The 19,591-nt window shown below is 74.1% G+C and carries 18 protein-coding genes; 11 read left to right on the top strand and 7 right to left on the bottom strand.

The window, feature by feature from the left end; genetic code table 11:
• Positions 1 to 39 precede the first annotated feature (39 nt).
• The gene (locus KBZ10_RS05850) at positions 40 to 384 is read right to left on the bottom strand and encodes a DUF3817 domain-containing protein (RefSeq protein WP_210986394.1); all 345 of its coding nucleotides are present in this window, start codon (positions 382 to 384) and stop codon (positions 40 to 42) included.
• 257 nt (positions 385 to 641) lie between these two features.
• On the opposite strand from KBZ10_RS05850, the gene KBZ10_RS05845 reads away from it, so the two are divergent.
• From KBZ10_RS05845 to KBZ10_RS05830, 4 genes are all read left to right on the top strand, one after another.
• The gene (locus KBZ10_RS05845) at positions 642 to 1,280 is read left to right on the top strand and encodes an AIM24 family protein (protein WP_210986393.1); all 639 of its coding nucleotides are present in this window, start codon (positions 642 to 644) and stop codon (positions 1,278 to 1,280) included.
• Complete coding sequence (locus KBZ10_RS05840; protein ID WP_210986392.1) at positions 1,280 to 1,930, top strand: AIM24 family protein; 651 nt, start codon at positions 1,280 to 1,282, stop codon at positions 1,928 to 1,930. The genes KBZ10_RS05845 and KBZ10_RS05840 overlap by 1 nt, the downstream gene beginning before the upstream one ends.
• Complete coding sequence (locus KBZ10_RS05835; protein ID WP_210986391.1) at positions 1,927 to 2,712, top strand: AIM24 family protein; 786 nt, start codon at positions 1,927 to 1,929, stop codon at positions 2,710 to 2,712. Before KBZ10_RS05840 ends, KBZ10_RS05835 begins: the two co-directional genes overlap by 4 nt.
• A gap of 132 nt (positions 2,713 to 2,844) precedes the next feature.
• Positions 2,845 to 3,318 (top strand): MarR family winged helix-turn-helix transcriptional regulator, encoded by a 474-nt coding sequence (locus KBZ10_RS05830; protein WP_210986390.1) that lies wholly within the window; start codon positions 2,845 to 2,847, stop codon positions 3,316 to 3,318.
• Positions 3,319 to 3,366: 48 nt separating this feature from the next.
• On the opposite strand, the gene KBZ10_RS05825 is transcribed toward KBZ10_RS05830, so the two are convergent.
• Positions 3,367 to 4,767 carry a HAMP domain-containing sensor histidine kinase gene (locus tag KBZ10_RS05825; protein WP_210986389.1) on the bottom strand — a complete coding sequence of 467 codons (1,401 nt, stop codon included), beginning with the start codon at positions 4,765 to 4,767 and terminating at the stop codon, positions 3,367 to 3,369.
• Positions 4,760 to 5,425 carry a response regulator transcription factor gene (locus KBZ10_RS05820; protein ID WP_210986388.1) on the bottom strand — a complete coding sequence of 222 codons (666 nt, stop codon included), beginning with the start codon at positions 5,423 to 5,425 and terminating at the stop codon, positions 4,760 to 4,762. Before KBZ10_RS05820 ends, KBZ10_RS05825 begins: the two co-directional genes overlap by 8 nt.
• 105 nt (positions 5,426 to 5,530) lie before the next feature.
• Here KBZ10_RS05820 and KBZ10_RS05815 point away from each other — a divergent pair, with 105 nt between their 5' ends.
• Positions 5,531 to 6,295: a PepSY domain-containing protein gene (locus tag KBZ10_RS05815; RefSeq protein WP_210986387.1), complete on the top strand. Its 765-nt coding sequence runs from the start codon at positions 5,531 to 5,533 to the stop codon at positions 6,293 to 6,295.
• A gap of 39 nt (positions 6,296 to 6,334) precedes the next feature.
• Here the strand turns inward: KBZ10_RS05815 and meaB are convergent, their stop codons facing one another.
• Both meaB and KBZ10_RS05805 read right to left on the bottom strand, forming a co-directional pair.
• Positions 6,335 to 7,291 carry a methylmalonyl Co-A mutase-associated GTPase MeaB gene (gene meaB, locus KBZ10_RS05810; protein ID WP_210986386.1) on the bottom strand — a complete coding sequence of 319 codons (957 nt, stop codon included), beginning with the start codon at positions 7,289 to 7,291 and terminating at the stop codon, positions 6,335 to 6,337.
• Positions 7,292 to 7,353: 62 nt separating this feature from the next.
• A complete protein-coding gene (locus tag KBZ10_RS05805) occupies positions 7,354 to 8,529 on the bottom strand; it encodes an acetyl-CoA C-acetyltransferase (RefSeq protein WP_210986451.1) in 1,176 nt (391 codons plus the stop codon).
• Positions 8,530 to 8,727: 198 nt separating this feature from the next.
• Between KBZ10_RS05805 and mce the strand changes: the two genes are divergently transcribed.
• From mce to KBZ10_RS05780, 5 genes are all read left to right on the top strand, one after another.
• Positions 8,728 to 9,180, top strand: coding sequence for a methylmalonyl-CoA epimerase (gene mce / locus KBZ10_RS05800; RefSeq protein ID WP_210986385.1), 453 nt, complete (start codon positions 8,728 to 8,730; stop codon positions 9,178 to 9,180).
• A 272-nt stretch (positions 9,181 to 9,452) separates the two neighbouring features.
• On the top strand, positions 9,453 to 13,070 hold the full coding sequence (gene scy / locus KBZ10_RS05795) for a polarized growth protein Scy (protein ID WP_307847224.1): 3,618 nt from the start codon (positions 9,453 to 9,455) through the stop codon (positions 13,068 to 13,070).
• 124 nt (positions 13,071 to 13,194) lie between these two features.
• Positions 13,195 to 14,124 carry a cellulose-binding protein gene (locus KBZ10_RS05790; protein WP_210986384.1) on the top strand — a complete coding sequence of 310 codons (930 nt, stop codon included), beginning with the start codon at positions 13,195 to 13,197 and terminating at the stop codon, positions 14,122 to 14,124.
• Between the two features lie 240 nt (positions 14,125 to 14,364).
• Positions 14,365 to 15,621, top strand: coding sequence for an ABC transporter ATP-binding protein (locus tag KBZ10_RS05785; protein ID WP_210986383.1), 1,257 nt, complete (start codon positions 14,365 to 14,367; stop codon positions 15,619 to 15,621).
• Positions 15,618 to 17,189: an ABC transporter permease gene (locus KBZ10_RS05780; protein ID WP_210986382.1), complete on the top strand. Its 1,572-nt coding sequence runs from the start codon at positions 15,618 to 15,620 to the stop codon at positions 17,187 to 17,189. The genes KBZ10_RS05785 and KBZ10_RS05780 overlap by 4 nt, the downstream gene beginning before the upstream one ends.
• 100 nt (positions 17,190 to 17,289) lie before the next feature.
• On the opposite strand, the gene KBZ10_RS05775 is transcribed toward KBZ10_RS05780, so the two are convergent.
• A complete protein-coding gene (locus tag KBZ10_RS05775; RefSeq protein WP_210986381.1) occupies positions 17,290 to 17,637 on the bottom strand; it encodes an ATP/GTP-binding protein in 348 nt (115 codons plus the stop codon).
• A gap of 240 nt (positions 17,638 to 17,877) precedes the next feature.
• On the opposite strand from KBZ10_RS05775, the gene KBZ10_RS05770 reads away from it, so the two are divergent.
• Positions 17,878 to 18,906: an LLM class flavin-dependent oxidoreductase gene (locus KBZ10_RS05770; RefSeq protein ID WP_210986380.1), complete on the top strand. Its 1,029-nt coding sequence runs from the start codon at positions 17,878 to 17,880 to the stop codon at positions 18,904 to 18,906.
• A 97-nt stretch (positions 18,907 to 19,003) separates the two neighbouring features.
• Here the strand turns inward: KBZ10_RS05770 and KBZ10_RS05765 are convergent, their stop codons facing one another.
• Positions 19,004 to 19,396, bottom strand: a complete 393-nt coding sequence (locus KBZ10_RS05765) for an SCO5389 family protein (protein ID WP_210986379.1) — start codon at positions 19,394 to 19,396, stop codon at positions 19,004 to 19,006.
• Positions 19,397 to 19,591 lie beyond the last annotated feature (195 nt).

Genomic DNA, 19,591 nt, shown 5'->3' with positions numbered 1-19,591 from the left:
GCCGCCCCGCGGCGCACGCGGGCGAGGCCGCCTCCGCGATCAGGCGTTGACGACGCCCTCGCGGCGGGCCCGGGCGGCGATGACCCCGGCCTCCTCCTCGCGGCGCAGCATCCGCTCGGCGTAGAAGCCGCCGACCGGGATCAGCGAGAGCACGAAGTAGACCAGCGGCTGCTTCACCGGCCACTTGGTGCGGTTCCACGCGTCGGCCAGGAAGAGCAGGAAGAGGACGACCAGCACGCCGTGGATCGCACCCATCACCGGCACCGCGTTGAAGTCGGTGGTGCGCTTGAGCACCGAGCAGACCAGCAGGAGGAGGAAGGACACCGCCTCCACGGCGGAGACCAGGCGGAGTCGGCGGACGGCGGAAGCGGTCTTGATGTCCACGGGCGGGAACCTCTTTCCGGGCGGTACGGGGGCTGACGGGCTGGGGGCGCGGTCCGGGGTACCGGGTTCCGGGGGCCGGGAGCACTCCCGCGGCGACCCGGCTTGTGAACGCCCGCACAAGCCGGTCCATTCTGACAGCCGCTCCCGGCGGACGGGCGCCCGGGTGGACCGGTGTGACCTTTTCTGCGACCGGTCGCCCCGGTCTCGTACGGGAGATCCCCTGTCGGTACTCCTCCGGGGCGGATACGGTCGGGTCTGTGGCGCAATTCCGACTGCAAGGCAGCAAAGTGCTCGCCGTCGACCTGGCCGGAGAGGCCGTGAAGGCGAAGAACGGCGCGATGGTGGCCTATGACGGCCGTATGGACTTCAAGAAGCTGAGCGGGGGCGGCGAGGGCCTGCGCGGCATGGTCACCCGCCGGCTCACCGGTGAGCAGATGGAGCTGATGGAGGTGCGGGGGCAGGGGACCTGCTGGTTCGCCGACCGGGCCACCGAGATCACGCTCGTCCCGCTGCACGGTGACACGCTCCATGTGGAGGCCAGCAATCTGCTCGCGGCCGACGCGGGGCTCCGCACCGGCACGACGTTCACGGGGCTGCGCGGGGCCGCCCAGGGCAACGGTCTGTTCACCACGGTGGTCGAGGGCACGGGCCGGGCGGCCATCATGTCCGACGGCCCGGCCGTGGTGCTGCGGGTGTCGCCGGCGTATCCGCTGCGGGTGGACCCGGGGGCCTACGTGGCCCACACCGGCAAGCTGCGGCAGGAGTTCCAGTCCGGGGTGAACTTCCGCACCGTGCTGGGCGAGGGCTCCGGGGAGTCGTTCCAGATCCGCTTCGAGGGCGAGGGGCTGGTCTATGTGCAGCCCAGCGAGCGCAACACGGTCGGGGGGCAGCTCTGATGCCGTTCCGGGAGATCAACTCGAAGATGGTCGAGGCGCGGATCACGCCCGGTCAGACGCTGTTCAGCCAGCGCGGCGCGATGCTCGCCTACACCGGGGAGGTCGCCTTCACCCCCAGCATCGCGGGCGGCCAGGGCGGGGTGATGTCGATGATCGGCCGCCGGGTGGCGGGCGAGGCGGCGCCGCTGATGACGGTCGAGGGCGACGGCACCGTGATGTTCGGGCACGGCGGCCACCACATCCAGGTGATCGAGCTGTCCGGTGACACCCTGCATGTGGAGGCGGACCGGCTGCTGGCCTTCGACGGCACGCTCCAGCAGAAGCCGGTCTTCCTCGGCTCGCAGGGCGGGGTGATGGGCATGGTGCGCGGCCAGGTCACCGGCCAGGGGCTGTTCACCACCACCCTGAGCGGGCACGGCTCGGTGGCCGTGATGGCCCACGGCGGTGTCATCGAACTGCCCATCGCCCCGGGCCGCCCGGTGCACGTCGACCCGCAGGCGTACGTCGCCCACCACGGGGACGTGCGCAACAAGCTCTCCACGGCGCTGGGCTGGCGCGACATGGTCGGCCGCGGCTCGGGAGAGGCCTTCCAGCTCGAACTGTCGGGCACCGGCGCGGTGTTCGTCCAGGCATCCGAGGAGAAGCTGTGACCGGTCCGGCCGTCTTCGACCCGCAGACCCTGCCGGCCGACGACAACGTCAACGCGTACACCTTCTGCGTGGACCTGCACGGCCAGTGGTTCCTGCAGAAGGGCAAGATGATCGCCTACTACGGCGAGATCAGCTTCGACGGCGTCGGCCACGGCCGCCTCGACCGGCTGGTCGCCGGCAGCTTCCACTCCCCGCTGCACGCGGCGGACTGGGTGGTGGCCGAGGGCCGGGGCAAGATGCTCCTCGCCGACCGGGCCTTCGACGTCAACTCCTACGACCTGGAGGACGGCAACCTCACCGTCCGGTCGGGCAACCTGCTGGCCTTCGAGCCGGGGCTGTCGCTCAAGCAGTCGATCATCCCGGGCTTTCTCACCCTGATCGGGACGGGGAAGTTCGTGGCCGCCTCGAACGGCCCGGTGGTGTTCGTCGAGCCGCCCGTCCGGGTCGATCCGCAGGCACTCGTCGGCTGGGCGGACTGCCCCTCCCCCTGCCACCACTACGACCACGGCTATCTGCGCGGGGTGCTGGGCGGCGTACGGGCCCTCACGGGGCTCGGCGGGGCCTCCGGGGAGGAGCACCAGTTCGAGTTCACGGGCGCGGGGCAGGTGCTGCTGCAGTCCACCGAGCAGTTGATGGACGAGCTGGCCACCGGGGCCGTGCCGGGCGAGCCGGGCGTGCCCGGCGGCCCGTCCGGCGGCCCGGGCCCCGGCTCCTCCCCCACGCCCCAACTTCCCCAGCTTCCTGGTGGTTTGGGGGGCCTTCAGCGTCGCTTCGGACTGTGAACGGTAGTCTCCGGAGTGTAACGTTTCGAACGCCTGCCCGCGTCGGCGTTTTTTGCATGGGGGAACATTCGCGGGCGGTGCGAAGCAGTCGCCATTGGTCCGTATTTCAACTTTAATAGGTAGAATATTCATATGGAGACCGAGACGGCCACCCGCTGGCTCAGCGATGAGGAACAGCGTGCCTGGCGTACCCACCTGGACGTCAGCAAACTGCTGATGCACCAACTGGAGAAGGATCTGCAGCCGTTCGGACTGACCATCAACGACTACGAGATCCTGGTGAACCTCTCCGAGTCCGAGGAATCGCGGATGCGAATGAGCGATCTCGCCGGCGCCACCCTCCAGTCGAAGAGCAGGCTGTCCCACCAGATCACCCGCATGGAGACCGCGGGCCTCGTCCGGCGGGAGAACTGCGAATCCGACCGGCGGGGCCTCTACGCCGTCCTGACCGACCACGGAGCCCAGGTCATGCGCGAGGTGGCACCGCACCATGTCGCCTCCGTCCGGCGGCACTTCATCGATCTGATGCCGCCCGCCGACCTCGCGGCGCTCCGGGAGACCCTCACGCCCGTCGCGGAGCACCTCCGCGAGCAGCGCGTCGGCTGACCGGCCGCCGGCCCTCCGCCCGGGCCCTCCGCCCGGGGCGGCCGCCGCTCACGAACGTCCGGCGAGCGGCAGCCGCAGCCGGAACACCGCGCCGCCGGCCGCCACCAGCGTGCCGCCGTGGCGCACCGCGATGTCGCGCGCGATGGCGAGGCCCAGCCCGGCCCCGCCGTCGTCGCGGCTGCGCGCCTCGTCGAGGCGCACGAACCGCTCGAAGATCCGCTCGCGCTGGTCCGCGGGAACCCCCGGCCCGTCGTCCGACACCTCCAGCACCGCCCAGGCGCCGTCACGCCGCAGTGAGACGGCGACCTCGCGGCGGGCGTGGCGCTGTGCGTTGTCCAGCAGATTGCCCAGCACCTGCGCCAGCCGGCCGCGCGAACCGGTGACCTCGCACTCCGACTCCACCGTCACCCGCACCGGAAGGCCGTCCCGGCGCTGCGCCGTCTCCTCCCGCAGCAGCGCCCCGAGGTCCACCGCCGTCTCCGGCGGCCGCTCCCCCGCGTCCAGCCGTGCCAGCAGCAGCAGGTCCGCGGCGAGCGCCTGGAGCCGTACGGTGTCCGCGACGGCGCCGGCTACGTCCAGCAGCTCCGGGTGCGCCTCCCCCACCTCCAGCTGGGTGCGCAGACTGGCGATCGGGCTGCGCAGCTCGTGCGAGGCGTCCGCGACGAACTTCCGCTGCCGCTCCACGGCGGACTCCAGGGCCCCCAGCGTTTCGTTGGTGGTCCGCGCCAGCCGCTCGACCTCGTCCCCGGAGCCGGCCACCGGCACCCGGCGGGACAGATCGGCCGAGGCCGTGATCGCGGCCATCTCGCGCCGGATGCCCTCCACGGGGCGCAGCGCCCGCCGGGTCGTCAGCCAGGTCGCCGCGGCCACGACGGCCAGCAGCGCCGGCAGCCCGGCCAGCATCGCCGTGCGGACGGTGCCGACCGCCGCCTGTTCGGTGGCGAGCGGCACGCCCGCGTGGACGGTCACGGTCTCGCCGCGCGGGGTGGTGGCCTCCACCGAGGCGAAGCGGTAGGCCGCCGTCTCGCCGTCCACGGTGGCGGTGCCGGATCCGGTCCCGGTGCGCTCCGACACCCTCCCGCTCCCGGGATCGTCGTCATCGTCGTCGTGGTCGTCGTCGCCGGTGGGGGACGGCCCGGGTTCGGGTGTGACCCGGGCGCTGCCGGTGCCGGTGACGGCCTCCAGGCCCTCGCTGGCCGCGCGCAGCCGGCCGTCCTCGTCGACCACCTGCACCGGCTGCCCGCGGTCCGGCAGTTCCAGGCTGCCGTACGCCCGTCCCGCGGCCACCTGGGAGGCGATCTCCCGGGCCGCCAGCCGCGCCTCCAGCTCGGCCCGCCCGAGCAGGTTGTCCCGCAGCACCCACAGGACGGCGGCCCCCGCGGAGACGAGGGCGACGGCGACGACGAGCGTGGCGCCCAGCGCGGCCTTCGCCCGCACGCTCCTAAACATCACCGGTCACCAGCCGGTAGCCGGCCCCGCGCACGGTGGCGATACGGGAGGCGCCGAGCTTGCGCCGCAGGGTGCTGATGTACACCTCGACGATGTTGGGGTCGCCCTCGTAGGCGAAGTCCCAGACGTGCTCCAGGATCTCGCTCTTGGAGACGACCTCCCCCGCCCGCACCGCGAGCTGCTCCAGCACGGCGAACTCCTTCGCGGTCAGGGCGATCTCCGTCTCCCCCTGCCGCACCCGGCGGGCCCCGGTGTCCACGGTCAGCGGACCCGCGGTCAGCACCGGGGCCGCGGTGCGCCCGCGCCGCCGCAGCAGCGCCCGCACCCGGGCCACCAGGACGACGTAGGAGAACGGCTTGGTCAGATAGTCGTCGGCGCCCGTGTCGAGGCCCTCCGCCTCGTCGTACTCGCCGTCCTTGGCGGTCAGCATCAGGATCGGCACGCCGGAGCCGGCGGCGCGCAGCGCGGCGCACACCCGGTAGCCGTTCATCCCCGGCAGCATGATGTCGAGCACCACCAGGTCGTGGACTCCCTCCAGCGCCCGGTGCAGCCCCTCGCGGCCGTCGTGGACGACGTCCACGGCGAAGCCCTCCGCCGTCAGCCCCCTGGCCAGCGACAGAGCCAGCCGTTTCTCGTCCTCCACGATCAGCAGGCGCACGCTCCCAGTCTCGCGCACCCCGCCTGAAGACTTCTTCAGGCGGCTTCAGCGGGGCTTCAGCATCGACCCGGCACGGTGGGCACCACACCGACACGGGAGGCACTCATGAAGCGGAACATCGTCATCGCGGCCGTCGCCGCCACCGTCCTGGCGGGCGGCGGAACGGCTGCGGCCGTGGCCGCCGCCGGGGACGACGGGGCGGCCGGGAACACACCGCCGCGCTCGGGCGCACCGGCCGGCTCCGGGGGCGCGGAGGACTCGGGACGGTCCGGCGGCGACGGCTCCGAGCGGACCGGGACGGCGGAGACCGGCGTGGCCGCGGCCGTCCGCGCGGCGCTGCAGGAGCGCCCCGGCACCGCCGCCTCCGCCGAGCTGGACGACGAGGACGACCGGCCGGTCTGGGAGATCGAGGTCCTGGGCCGGAACGGCACCTGGTACGAGGTCCGGGTGGACGCCGGCAGCGGCAAGGTCACGGGCACCTCCGAGGAGCGGGAGGAGGACGGGGACGACGGCGGCGACCACCGGGAGACGGACGCTCTCCGGCAGGCCGCCACGGACCTCGGCGGTGCCGCCGGGGCGGCCCTGGAGCAGACGCCCGGCACGGTGACCTCGGTCGAGTTCGAGGGGCGGGACCACGACGGGGGCACCGGCCGCGCCGGCGCGTGGGAGGTCGAGATCCGCGGCAAGGACGGCGCGGAGCGCGAGGTCCGCGTGGACGCCGGCAGCGGCAAGGCCACCGGCGCCGCGGCGGACGCCCGGGACTCCGGCGACGACCGTGACGGTCACGACGGCCACGGGGACCGGGACGAGGACCACGAGGGCGACCACCGGGACGACGAGCACGGAGACGACAGCCCCTCCGGCAGCTGAGCCGGCGCCGGGCCCCCGGCCCCGGGGGCCCGGGGCCCGTCAGCTCTCGGTGACTCCGGCGACCAGTTCGTCGGCGGCCGTGTACGGGTCCAGCGTCCCGTCCACGATCCGCTCGGCCAGCGCGCCGAGCCGCCGGTCGCCGCGGAGGTCGCCGATCCGCTCCCGCAGGGCGGTCACCGCGATCGTCTCCACCTCGCGGGCCGCGCGCGCCCGGCGCCGCTCGGCGAGCGCGCCGCGCTCCTCCATCCAGGCCCGGTGCTTCTCCAGCGCCTCGACGACCTCGTCGACGCCCTCGCCCCGCGCCGCGACGGTCTTGACGATCGGGGGCCGCCAGTCCCCCGGAGAGCGGGCCTCGCCCAGGCCGAGCATGTGGTTGAGCTCCCGGGCGGTGGCGTCGGCCCCGTCCCGGTCGGCCTTGTTCACCACGTACACGTCGCCGATCTCCAGGATCCCGGCCTTGGCCGCCTGGATGCCGTCCCCCATGCCCGGGGCCAGCAGCACCACGCTCGTATCGGCCTGCGAGGCGATCTCGACCTCGGACTGGCCGACGCCGACGGTCTCCACCAGGACCACGTCGCAGCCGGCCGCGTCGAGCACCCGGATCGCCTGCGGGGCGGCCCAGGCCAGTCCGCCGAGGTGGCCGCGGGTGGCCATCGAGCGGATGTAGACGCCCGGGTCGGAGGCATGGTCGCCCATCCGCACCCGGTCGCCCAGCAGCGCGCCGCCGGAGAACGGGGAGGAGGGGTCGACCGCGAGCACCCCGACCCGCTTCCCGGCCTTGCGGTACGCGGTGACGAGCGCCGAGGTGGACGTGGACTTGCCCACCCCGGGCGAGCCGGTCAGCCCGACCACGTACGCGTTGCCGGTCAGCGGCGCGAGGGCGGCCATGACCTCGCGGAGCTGCGGCGACGCCCCCTCCACCAGTGAGATCAGCCGGGCCACGGCACGCGGGCGGCCCTGCCGCGCCTGCTCGACCAGGGTGGGGACGTCGGCCATCGGTCAGTGCTCCGTCTCTCTCGATCTCTTGGGGCCCCGCGGAATGCTCCGGGGGCCGCGGGTCACTTGCCCGGGACGCGGACGATCAGGGCGTCGCCCTGGCCGCCGCCGCCGCACAGCGCCGCCGCGCCGGTGCCGCCGCCGCGCCGCTTGAGCTCCAGCGCCAGGTGCAGCACCAGGCGGGCACCGGACATGCCGATCGGGTGGCCGAGGGCGATGGCGCCGCCGTTGACGTTGACCTTCTCCGAGGTCACCCCGAGGTCCTTCATGGACTGCACGGCGACCGCGGCGAACGCCTCGTTGATCTCGATCAGGTCCAGATCGCCGACCGTCAGGCCCTCCTTGTCCAGCGCGTGCTTGATCGCGTTGGACGGCTGGGACTGCAGGGAGTTGTCCGGGCCGGCCACGTTGCCGTGGGCGCCGATCTCGGCGATCCACTCCAGGCCCAGCTCCTCGGCCTTCGCCTTGCTCATGACGACCACGGCGGCCGCGCCGTCGGAGATCTGCGAGGCGCTGCCGGCGGTGATGGTGCCGTCCTTGGCGAAGGCGGGCCGCAGCCTGCCCAGCGACTCGGCCGTGGTCTCGCCGCGGATGCCCTCGTCCTGCGAGAAGATCACCGGGTCGCCCTTGCGCTGCGGGATCTCGACCGGGGTGATCTCCGCCTCGAACAGGCCGTTCTTCTGCGCGGCCGCGGCGCGCTGGTGGGAGGCCGCGGCGATCTCGTCCTGCTCGGCGCGGCCGATGCCCAGCCGGGTGTTGTGCTTCTCGGTGGACTCGCCCATGGCGACGTTCTCGAAGGAGTCGGTCAGCCCGTCGTGCGCCATGGCGTCGATCATCTGCACCGCGCCGTACTTGTAGCCCTCGCGGGACTTCGGCAGCAGGTGCGGGGCGTTGGTCATGGACTCCTGGCCGCCGGCCACGATCACGTCGAATTCACCGGCGCGGATGAGCTGGTCGGCCAGCGCGATGGCGTCCAGGCCGGACAGGCAGACCTTGTTGACGGTCAGCGCGGGCACGTTCATCGGGATGCCGGCCTTCACGGCCGCCTGCCGGGCGGGGATCTGCCCGGCGCCCGCCTGGAGCACCTGGCCCATGATCACGTACTGCACCTGGTCGCCGCCGATGCCGGCCCGGTCCAGGGCGGCCTTGATGGCCACCCCGCCGAGGTCGGCGCCGGAGAAGCTGCGCAGGGAGCCGAGCAGACGCCCCATGGGCGTACGGGCCCCTGCGACGATCACAGAAGTGGTACCGGTCGTGGCAGTCATGGTGCGGTCCCTTCGGACGGGATCAAGCCTTCCGGGGGGTGCGGCAGGGCCCCGGAAGGGTTAACGAGGGTTTCCGTCAATGTACTGAGCGGTATGCCCCCGGGTCACCGGTCGGCGGGTGTGATCGCGCGCACGTTGCGTAGTCGCCTGTGAGAGGGGTGCACTGGTTCCATGCTGACGCGCATCGACCACATCGGAATCGCCTGCTTCGACCTCGACAAGACGGTGGAGTTCTACCGTGCCACCTATGGCTTCGAGGTCTTCCACTCGGAGGTCAACGAGGAACAGGGGGTGCGGGAGGCCATGCTGAAGATCAACGAGACCTCGGACGGCGGCGCCTCCTACCTGCAGCTCCTGGAGCCCACCCGGGAGGACTCCACCGTCGCGAAGTGGCTGCAGAAGAACGGCGAGGGCGTGCACCACATCGCCTTCGGCACGGCCGACGTCGACGGCGACGCCGCCGCGATCCGGGACAAGGGGGTGCGCGTCCTCTACGACGAGCCGCGCACCGGGTCCATGGGCTCGCGGATCACCTTCCTCCACCCCAAGGACTGCGGCGGCGTGCTGACCGAACTCGTCACCGCCAAGGGCGCGGAGGGAAGCGAGGACGCCCACAGCCACTGACCTCACCTCGCCCCGGCCGGTAGAGTGGCCGTTCGGCCGGGGTTGTGAGGCCGGCGCAGGTTCCACGGCTGTGCCCCCTTCCCCGCCGACGATCTGACACCATTCCCCGGAAGGCACTGTTCGGTTCGAGGAACCCTTCTCCGATTGAAGGCATCCTTGTTTCGGAACGTACTTTCCTCGGAAGGGCTGTGCCGATCGAAGAACGGGCCGGCGCCTGGAATGGGCAGGGCAGCGCCGGTGTCGACGCGACCAGGGGACGGATGGACCGCGCAGTGCGGGGCTACGACCGCTACGAGGCTGACGACCACCTCTCGAAGTTCGAAGCCGAGATGGAGCGGCTGAAGACCGAGCGGGAGAAGGCCGTCCAGCACGCCGACGACCTCGGCTACCAGGTCGAGGTGTTGCGCGCCAAGCTGCACGAGGCGCGCCGCACCATCATGTCGCGGCCCGCCTACGACCACGGCGACCTCGGCTACCAGGCCGAGCAGTTGCTCCGCAACGCCCAGATCCAGGCCGACCAGCTCCGCACCGACGCCGAGCGGGAGCTGCGCGAGGCCCGCGCCCAGACCCAGCGGCTGCTGCAGGAGGTCGCCGAGCGGCAGGCCCGGCTGGAGGCCGAGCTGCACAGCGAGGCGGTGGAGCGCCGCCGCCGGCTCGACGAGGAGCTGGCGGAGCGGCGGCAGACCGTCGAGGCGCACGTCAACGAGAACGTCGCCTGGGCCGAGCAGCTCCGCGCCCGCACCGAGGCCCAGGCCCGCCGGCTGCTGGAGGAGTCCCGCGCCGAGGCCGAGCAGTCCCTCGCCGCCGCCCGCGCCGAGGCGCACCGCCTCAGCGAGCAGGCCCGCGAACGGCTCGGGAGCCAGGCCGAGTCGGCCCGCTCCGAGGCCGAGCAGATCCTGCGCCGGGCCCGCACCGACGCCGAGCGGCTGCTGACCGCCGCCTCCAACCAGGCGCAGGAGGCCACCGAGCACGCCGAGCAGCTCCGCACGTCCACGGTCGGCGAGTCCGAGCAGGCCCGCCGCCAGGCCGCGGAGCTGACCCGGACCGCCGAGCAGCGCATGAAGGAGGCGGAGGAGGCGCTGCGCACGGCGCGCGCCGAGGCCGACCGGCTGCGCGAACAGGCGGAGGCGGAGGCCGGCAAGAAGCTCAGCAGCGCCGAGTCCGCCAACGAGCAGCGGATGCGCACCGCCAAGGCGGAGATCGCCCGGCTCGTCACCGAGGCGACGAAGGAAGCCGAGAGCATCAAGGCGGAGGCCGAGCAACTGCGGGCCGACGCGCGGGCCGAGGCGGAGCGGATGCGGGCGGAGGCCGAGGAGGCCGCCCGCTCCAAGGTGGCCGAGGACTCCGCCGCGCAGCTGGCGAAGGCCGCCCGCAGCGCCGAGGAACTGCTGACCAAGGCCGAGGAGGACGCCAAGGCCACCACCCGCGCCGCGGCCGAGGAGGCCGAGCGCATCCGCCGGGAGGCCGAGGCCGAGGCGTCCCGGCTGAGCAGCGAGGCCGCCGACGCCGCCGAGCAGGTCAAGGGCGCGGCCAAGGACGACACCAAGGAGTACCGCGCCAAGACCGTCGAACTCCAGGAGGAGGCGCGGCGGTTGCGCGGCGAGGCCGAGCAGCTGCGGGCCGACGCCGTCGCGGAGGCCGAGCGGCTGCGGGGCGAGGCCCGCCGCGAGGCCGTCCAGCAGATCGAGGAGGCCGCGAACCAGGCCGAGGAACTGCTGGCCAAGGCCAAGGCGGACGCCGAGGAGCTGCGGAACAACGCCAGTTCGGAGAGCGAGCGGGTCCGCACCGAGGCCATCGAGCGCGCCACGACGCTGCGCCGGCAGGCGGAGGACGCCCTGGAGCGGGCCCGGGGCGAGGCGGAGGAACTGCGCTCGGAGGCCCTCGCCCAGGCCCGGAAGACGGCCGACCAGGCGGTCGAGGAGGCCACCCAGCTCCGTGAGGAGGCCGAGCAGGCCGCCCGCGACCGGCGCGCCGAGGCGGCCGAGGAGCTGACCCGGCTGCACACCGAGGCCGAGGAGCGGGTCACCGCCGCCGAGGAGGCGCTGCGCGAGGCCCGTACGGAGGCGGAGCGGCTGCGCCGGGAGGCCGTCGAGGAGACCGACCGGCTGCGCACCGAGGCCGCCGAGCGGCTGCGCACCCTGCAGCAGCAGGCCGAGCGGGACGCGGAGCGGCTGCGCTCGGAGGCCGCCGCGGACGCGTCCGCGGCGCGCGCCGAGGGCGAGTCCGTCGCCGTACGGCTGCGGACGGACGCCATGGCGGAGGCCGAGGAGCTGCGGGCGCAGGCCCAGGAGACGGCCGACCGCATCCGCGCGGAGGCGGCCGCCGCCGCCGAGCGCACCGGCGCCGAGGCCGCCGAGGCGCTGAGCGCCGCCCAGGAGGAGGCCGCCCGCCGCCGCCGGGAGGCGGAGACGCTGCTCGGGGACGCCCGCGAGGAGGCGGACCAGGAGCGCCGAAGGGCCCGGGAGCAGTCCGAGGAGCTGCTGGCCTCCGCCCGCAAGCGGGTGGAGGAGGCCCAGTCGGAGGCCGCGCGGCTGCTGGAGGAGGCCGAGCGGCGGGCCGCCGAACTGGTCGGTGCCGCCGAGCAGACCGCCCAGCAGGTGCGGGAGTCGGTGGCCGGGCTGCACGAGCAGGCCGAGCAGGAGATCGCCGGGCTGCGGTCGGCGGCCGAGCACGCGGCGCAGCGCACCCGCGAGGAGGCGCAGGGCGAGGCGGACCGGGTCCGCGCGGACGCCTACGCCGAGCGGGAGCGCGCCTCGGAGGACGCCACCCGGCTCCGGCAGGAGGCCCGCGACGAGACGGAGGCCGCCAAGTCGATGGCCGACCGCACGGTCTCGGAGGCCATCGAGGAGGCGGAGCGGCTCCGCGCCACCTCGCGCGAGGAGGCCAACAAGCGGCGTTCGGACGCCGCCGTGCAAGCGGACCGGCTGCTGGCCGAGGCCGGCGAGGAGGCGGACCGGCTGCGCCGGGAGGCCGCCGAGACCGTCACCGCGGCCCAGCAGCACGCCGCGCGCACCCGCGCCGAGGCCGCGCGGGCCAAGACGGACGCGGAGGCGGCGGCCGAGCGGCTGAGCCGCGAGACGCGGGCGGAGGCCGACCGGGAGCTGGACGAGGCGCGGAAGGCCGCCGCCCAGCGCCGGACGGACGCGGCCGAGCAGGCCGACCAGCTGGTGGCCAAGGCCCGGGAGGAGGCGCTGCGCGCGGCGACGGCGGCCGAGGAGCAGGCGGACACCATGGTCGGTGCCGCCCGCCGGGAGGCCGAGCGGATCGTCGCCGAGGCCACGCACGAGGGCAACGGCCTGGTGGAGCGGGCCCGTACCGACTCCGACACCATGCTGGGCGAGGCCCGGCGGGACGCCACCGCGATCCGGGAGCGGGCCGAGGAGCTGCGGTCCCGGGTCGAGGCCGAGATGGAGGAGCTGCACGAGCGGGCGCGCCGGGAGGCGGCGGAGGCCGTCAAGTCGGCCGGCGAGCGGGTCGACAAGCTGGTCACGGCGGCGTCCGAGCAGGTCGCGGAGGCCGAGAAGAAGGCGGAGAAGCTGCTCTCGGAGGCCGGCAGCGAGGCCGGCAAGGTCCGGATCGCGGCGGTGAAGAAGGCGGAGGCGCTCCTCAAGGAGGCGGCGCAGAAGAAGGCGGAGGTCGAACGCGAGGCCGAGGCGATGCGCGCGGAGGCGGCGGCCGAGGCGAAGCGGACGGTCGACGAGGGACAGCGCGAGCTGGATGTGCTGGTCCGCCGGCGCGAGGACATCAACGCCGAGATCTCACGGGTCCAGGACGTGCTGGAGGCCCTGGAGTCCTTCGAGACGCCCGGTGCGGCCGGGGGCGCGAACGGGGTCAAAACGGCCGCGGCAGCGGGGGCCGCCCGTTCGGGTGGCAAGGGTTCCGACAGCTAGCCACTCAAAAGAGGGGTCATTCTCCACACCAAACCGTCAATGACTCGATGACACGCCGTATGGGCGCCTAGGATTCGGTCTATCACCTCACCGGTCTCTTTCAGTCTCTTTCGACAGGAACCCCATGAGCGACACTTCCTCCCCCTTCGGCTTCGAGCTCGTGCGGCGTGGATACGACCGCGGCCAGGTGGACGACCGCATCACCAAGCTCGTCGCCGACCGCGACAGCGCACTGTCGCGCATCTCCGCCCTGGAGAAGCGGATCGAGGAACTGCACCTCGAAACGCAGAACGCCCAGGCCCAGGTCAACGACTCCGAGCCGTCGTACGCCGGTCTCGGCGCCCGGGTCGAGAAGATCCTCCGCCTCGCCGAGGAGGAGGCCAAGGATCTGCGGGACGAGGCCCGCCGGGCCGCCGACCAGCACCGCGAGCTGGCCGAGTCCGCCGCCCAGCAGGTCCGCAACGACGCCGAGAGCTACGCCACCGACCGCAAGCAGAAGGCCGAGGACGAGGGCGCCCGGATCGTCGACCGCGCGAAGGGTGAGGCGGCCACGCTGCGCGCCGACGCGCAGAAGGACGCCCAGGCGAAGCGGGAGGAGGCCGACGCCCTCTTCGAGGAGACCCGGGCCAAGGCCGCCCAGGCCGCCGCGGACTTCGAGACCAACCTCGCCAAGCGCCGCGAGCAGTCCGAGCGCGACCTCGCCTCCCGCCAGGCCAAGGCCGAGAAGCGGCTCGCGGAGATCGAGCACCGGGCCGAGCAGCTGCGCCTGGAGGCGGAGAAGCTGCGCACCGACGCCGAGCGGCGCGCCCGCCAGACGGTGGAGACCGCGCAGCGCCAGGCCGAGGACATCGTGGCCGACGCCAATGCCAAGGCCGACCGGATCCGCAGCGAGTCGGAGCGCGAGCTGGCGGCGCTCACCAACCGCCGCGACAGCATCAACGCCCAGCTGACCAACGTCCGCGAGATGCTGGCCACGCTCACCGGCGCGGCCGTCGCCGCGGCCGGCGCCCCGGACGACGAGACCGCCGGCGTCCCGGCCCAGCAGCGCGGCTGACCCGGTCCCGGCCCCTGCGGCCGGCGGCAGGGCCGACCGGATCCCCGAGCCCGTACCGCGCCCCCCGCCACCCGAAGTGGCGGGGGGCGCGGTGGTGTTGCCGGACCGGAGCGTGATCGGCGGTGGTGCGCGGCCGGTTCGCCGGTAGTCTCGTGGGACCTCAGGGGGCACCCCACATCCCGGACAGACCATCGGACCACCGGATCCGCGGCCCCCGACCCATCCGGCGAGGGGCGGAGAATGATCGAGGCAGTCGGCCTGACGAAGCGCTACGGCGCCAAAACGGCCGTGTACAACTTGTCGTTCCAGGTGCGGCCGGGAGCCGTCACCGGGTTCCTCGGGCCCAACGGCTCCGGGAAATCGACGACCATGCGCATGATCCTGGGCCTGGACGCGCCGACCGCCGGGCATGTGACGATCGGCGGGCATCCGTTCCGGAGACTGCCCAACGCCCCCCGTCAGGTGGGGGCGCTGCTCGACGCGAAGGCCGTGCACGGCGGGCGCAGCGCCAGGAACCATCTGCTCTCCCTCGCCCAGCTGTCCGGCATCCCGGCCCGCCGGGTCGACGAGGTGCTGGGCGTGGTGGGCCTGCAGGACGTGGCCCGGCGGCGGTCCAAGGGTTTCTCGCTCGGCATGGGGCAGCGGCTCGGTATCGCCGCGGCCCTGCTCGGCGATCCGCAGGTGCTGCTCTTCGACGAGCCGGTCAACGGCCTGGACCCGGAGGGCATCCTCTGGGTGCGCAATCTGATGAAGGGCCTCGCGGCGGAGGGCCGCACGGTCTTCGTCTCCAGCCATCTGATGAGCGAAATGGCCCTGACCGCCGACCACTTGATCGTGATCGGCCGCGGCCAGCTGCTCGCCGACATGAGCGTCAGGGACTTCATCTCGCACCACTCGGCCGGTTTCGCCCGGGTACGGACGCCCGTGGACGCCCCGGAGCAGCGGGAGAAGCTGACGGCCGCGCTGAGCGGGGCCGGCGGCCACGTCCTGTCCGAGCAGGACGGCGCGCTGCGGGTGTCGGGCCTGCCGCTGCCGCGGATCAGCGATCTGGCGCATGAGGCGGATGTCCGCCTCTGGGAGCTCTCACCGCACCAGGCTTCGCTGGAGGAGGCCTATATGCAGATGACGCAGGGGGCGGTCGACTACCGCTCGGCGCCCGACCAGCGGGCCGGTCTGCGGACCGCCGTGCCGGGCCCGGCGGCTCCGGGTTACGCGCCGCAGACCGGTTACGGCCCGCAGGGCGGTTACGGCCCGCAGGGCGGTCTCGCGCCACAGGCCGGCTACGCACCGCAGGGTCACGAGGGCTATGCGGGCCACACGCCGGGCCACACGCCGCCGCCGGGCGGATTCCCGCCGGGCGGGGCGGCCGCACCCGGACCGTTCCCCGCGGGCGCGCCGCAGCCGAACCCGTACGCCGCGCCGCCGCCGTCCGCCGCGCCGAGCGGCGCCGCCCCCGGTCCCGACCCGATGAAGCGTGACACCGAGGAAGCCCGATGACGACCCCTTCGCAGCCGCAGCCCGGAAGCCCGGCCACCCCGCCGCAGGAGCGGCCGCCCGCGTCCCCGCCGGACGGCGCACCGGCACAGCAGTTCCCGGTGGGCCCGTCGCCGGCCGAGCGGCCCGCCGCCGAGCGGGCGGCAGCCGGGACGGAGACCGCACAGGGCCCGGCGGCCGCGCCGCCTCCCGCTCCCGGACAGCGGGACACCGTTCAGCTCTCCCCGGGCCCGCGCCCCGAGGAGCGGCCGGCGGAGGCCGACGGCGGGCCATCGCAGGACCCGGGTGCGGGGCCCCGGGAAGGGCAGCCGGTGGCGACGGCACCCGCACAGGCTCCGGAAGCCGCACAGCCGGTGGCACAGCCCCAGGCGCAGGCCCAGGCCCAGGCGCAGGCGCAGGCCCGGGCGCAGGCCCAGGCAGAGCCCCAGGCCCGGGCGCAGCCGCACGGACAACCGCCGGAGCCGCCGTCACCGGCGCAACCGCGGCCCGCCGACGGACAGCAGGCTCCCGCGCAGGGGCAGCCGTTTCCGCAGCAGGCACCGCCGCCACCGGTGCAGCCGCAGGCCGGGCAGCCCTCCGGGCAGGCACCGGCGGACCCGCTGCCCCCGGCCGGGCCGGGACCGTACGGGCAGCCCCCGGCGCCCGTCCCCGTACCGCCGGAGCACCGGCACCAGCCGCACCAGCCGCACCAGCCGCACCAGCCGCAGGCTCAGCCCGCGCAGCCGTACGCCGCCCCTCCGCAGCAGGGGCAGCACGGCGGCCGGGGTGCTCTGTCCGCCCCGGGCGGGTACGCCTCACCGATCCCGGTGCGCGACACCCACCTCGGGCACGCCGTCGCCGCCGAGTGGACCAAGATCCGCTCCGTCCGCTCCACCGTCTGGACCCTGGCCGTGCTGGCCTTCCTCGTCCTCGGGATCGGCTTCCTGGTCAACGTCTTCACCGACGACGGCGACTACGTCAGCCAAGCGCCCATCGTCAACGGCCTGTTCGGGCTGATGCTCGGCCAGATCTGCGTCGTCACGCTCGGCGTGCTGGTGATCACGTCCGAGTACGGCACCGGTCTGATCCGCACCACCCTCACCGCCGCACCCCGGCGTTCCCGGGTCCTGACCGCCAAGGCGCTGGTCTTCCTGGCGGTCTCGTGGACGGTCACCACGGCGGTCTGCACGCTCACCGCGCTGATGGGCGGGGCCATGCACAGCGGGCCGGAGGTGGCCTCGGCCGACGGCGGGCAGTGGGCGGGGGCGACCGTCCTCGCGGGGCTCTACGTGTCGCTGCTCGGCCTGCTCGCCCTCGCGGTCGGCACCCTGCTGCGGCACTCGGCGGGGGCCATCACGGCCATGCTCGGCGTCGTGCTGCTTCCGGCGATCCTTCCGGCGTTCCTCTTGTTCTCCGAGAGCATGCGGCCGGTGGCGGAGAAGATCCTGGAGTACAACGCCATCAACTCCCTCGCCGCGCTGCACCGGGTCAACGACTCCGGCGACGGTCTGAGCCAGCTCCTGCTGCTGGCCGTCGTCACCGCGGTCGCGCTCGCCGGCGCCTACGCCGCGCTGGAGAAGCGGGACGTCTGACCGGGCCGGGCGGCACCCGGGCCCGTGAGGCCGGCGGGCCCCGTCCGGCACGCGCGGACCGCGCGGCACGCGCGGACCGGTACCGGCGGTCCGGTGCGGATCAGTACCGGGGTGCGTTACGGGACCGCTGTACCCGGGTGGTGCGGCGGTCCCGGGCGTTCCAGCACGCCCGGTGCCAGTGCCGCCGGTCGTCGACCGGGCCGAGCTGCGCCCAGGCCACCACATGCGGCTGCCCGGCCGGGATCTCCTGGTCGCAGCCGGGACAGCGGTAGCGCTTGGCCGCGGTGGCGGAGCCGACCGGCCGCACCACCCACTCCTCCCCGCGCCAGCTCTCCGTTCTCCCCCAGCCGGTGCCGAACGGCGGCTCTTCCTGCCCCTCGCGGCGGCCGCCGCCGTACGGTGGGGGATTGCTGCCGCCGCCCCGGGGGCGGTTACGACGGGGGGACACGGGCTGCACCTCGCGGGGTATCCGAAGGGTGGATGGTCTTCCGCACAGCCTACGCGCCGGGCCCGCCCCGGTACCGGATCCGCAGGAAACCGCATCACCGCCTCCGATCGCCCGAAATCCTCGGAATCCCCAATAACCCAGATAATCGGCAGAACTTCACGGGAGACCGTGCCCTTGGCACGTGTCGGGCGTTGTTGCCAATAGGGGGGTGGCACGCCGTCCGCGAGGAGGCAGAAGGCGATGCAGGTAGGAGTTTTCGTACTGGCCGCGCAGTTCCCCGGCCAGGGAGCGGACGAGGCGTTACGCCGGGCCGTGCGCACGGCGGAGGAGACGGAGCGGGCGGGGCTGGACGCGGTATGGCTCGCCGAGCACCACTTCGTGCCGTACGGGGTGTGCCCGTCGGCGGTGACGCTCGCCGCGCTGCTGCTCGGCCGCACCCGGCGGATCGGGGTCGGCACCGCCGTCAGCGTGCTGCCGACCACGCACCCGGTGGTGCTCGGCGAGCAGACGGCGCTGCTCCACCTGCTCTCCGGCGGGAGGTTCACCCTCGGCGTCGGCCGGGGCGGCCCCTGGGTGGACCTGGAGGTGTTCGGCGCGGGCCTCCCCGCCTACGAGCGCGGCTTCCCCGAGTCGCTGGACCTGCTGCTGCGCTGGCTGCGCGAACCGCGGGTCGCGGCCGACGGCGAGCGGTTCAGCTTCCGGGAGGTGCCGGTGGTGCCGCGCCCCCGCGATCTGCTGGAACCGGCCGAGGGCCCTCCGGTGGTCGTCGCCTGCACCTCGCGGGCGAGTGTGCGGCTCGCCGCCGAGCGCGGTCTGCCGATGCTCCTGGGCATGCACTGCGGCGACGAGGAGAAGGCGGCCATGGTCGCCTTCTGGCGCGACTGCGCCCGCGCGGCGGGCCGCCCTCCCGAGGAGATCGCGGCGGCCGGTCATGTCTCGGCCGGGGTGGCGCAGATCGGGGACTCGCGCGATCACGCCGCCGAGGCGCTGCTGAAGGCGATGCCCGGCTGGCTGCGGCAGGGTCTGGAGGCGCATGTCACGGTGGACGGCCGGGAGCGCCGCATGCGCGATCCGCGCACGTACACCGAACTCCTCTGCGCACTGCACCCGGTGGGCCCCCCGCGGCTCTGCGCGGACCGGCTGGCGGCCACCGCGGAGCGCACCGGCATCAGCCGGTTCGCCCTGCTGGTGGAGGGGTCGGGGGATCTCGCGGCCACCGAGGAGAACGTCCGCCGGCTGGGGGGCGAGGTACTGCCCCTGCTCGGCTGAACCGCGCGCGGGTGCCGGGCCCGCGCCTCCGTACCGCGGCGCCGCGCCGCGCCGCGGCCGGGGTGTACCGGACGCGGCGCGGGGCGGGCGGAGGTGCTCAGCAGTCGCGCAGCTCCTGCGACTGGTTCAGGATCTGGCCGCGCACGGAGGTGAAGCGCGCGAGCCTCTCGTCGGAGGCTCCGGCCGGCGGGAAGACGGCCACCCGGTGGCAGTTCTGGAATGCCAGCCGGACCCCGAAGTGCCGCTGCAGAGCCCCGCGTATCGCATCGCTCGCCAGCGCTCGGAGCAGCTGGCCGCGGGCCTGTTCGTCCGGCGGCGGCACCTGGTTGTCGGCGAACTCCCCGCCGTCGACCTGGAGCTGGGCCACCAGAGAGCTGATCATCTCCCATGCGTACGGCAGGGAGTTCCGGACGCAGTCGACGAACTCCGCTTCATCGACCTCGCCTCGCTCGGCCTGTTCGAGCAGGGCCGGTGAGACGTCCAGCGACATGGGGTTCTCCTCTCGCACCCCCGGAGGGGTCCTCGGACGGCGAAGGGGAGCCGCGACAGAGCGTGCCCGGGCGACGACTTCCCGCATCCACGGTATGCCGCTCCCAGCGGCCGCACCAGGAGAATGGTGACAACCAGCCAGCTACCGAACGGGCCCATCCAGGGCGAATCGCGTGGAGGCGGGGCGGTCGAGTAG

This window comes from Streptomyces sp. F63, assembly GCF_018070345.1.
In the GTDB taxonomy this organism is placed as follows: Bacteria; Actinomycetota; Actinomycetes; order Streptomycetales; family Streptomycetaceae; genus Streptomyces.
This window is presented reverse-complemented; position numbering and strand designations above follow the sequence as displayed.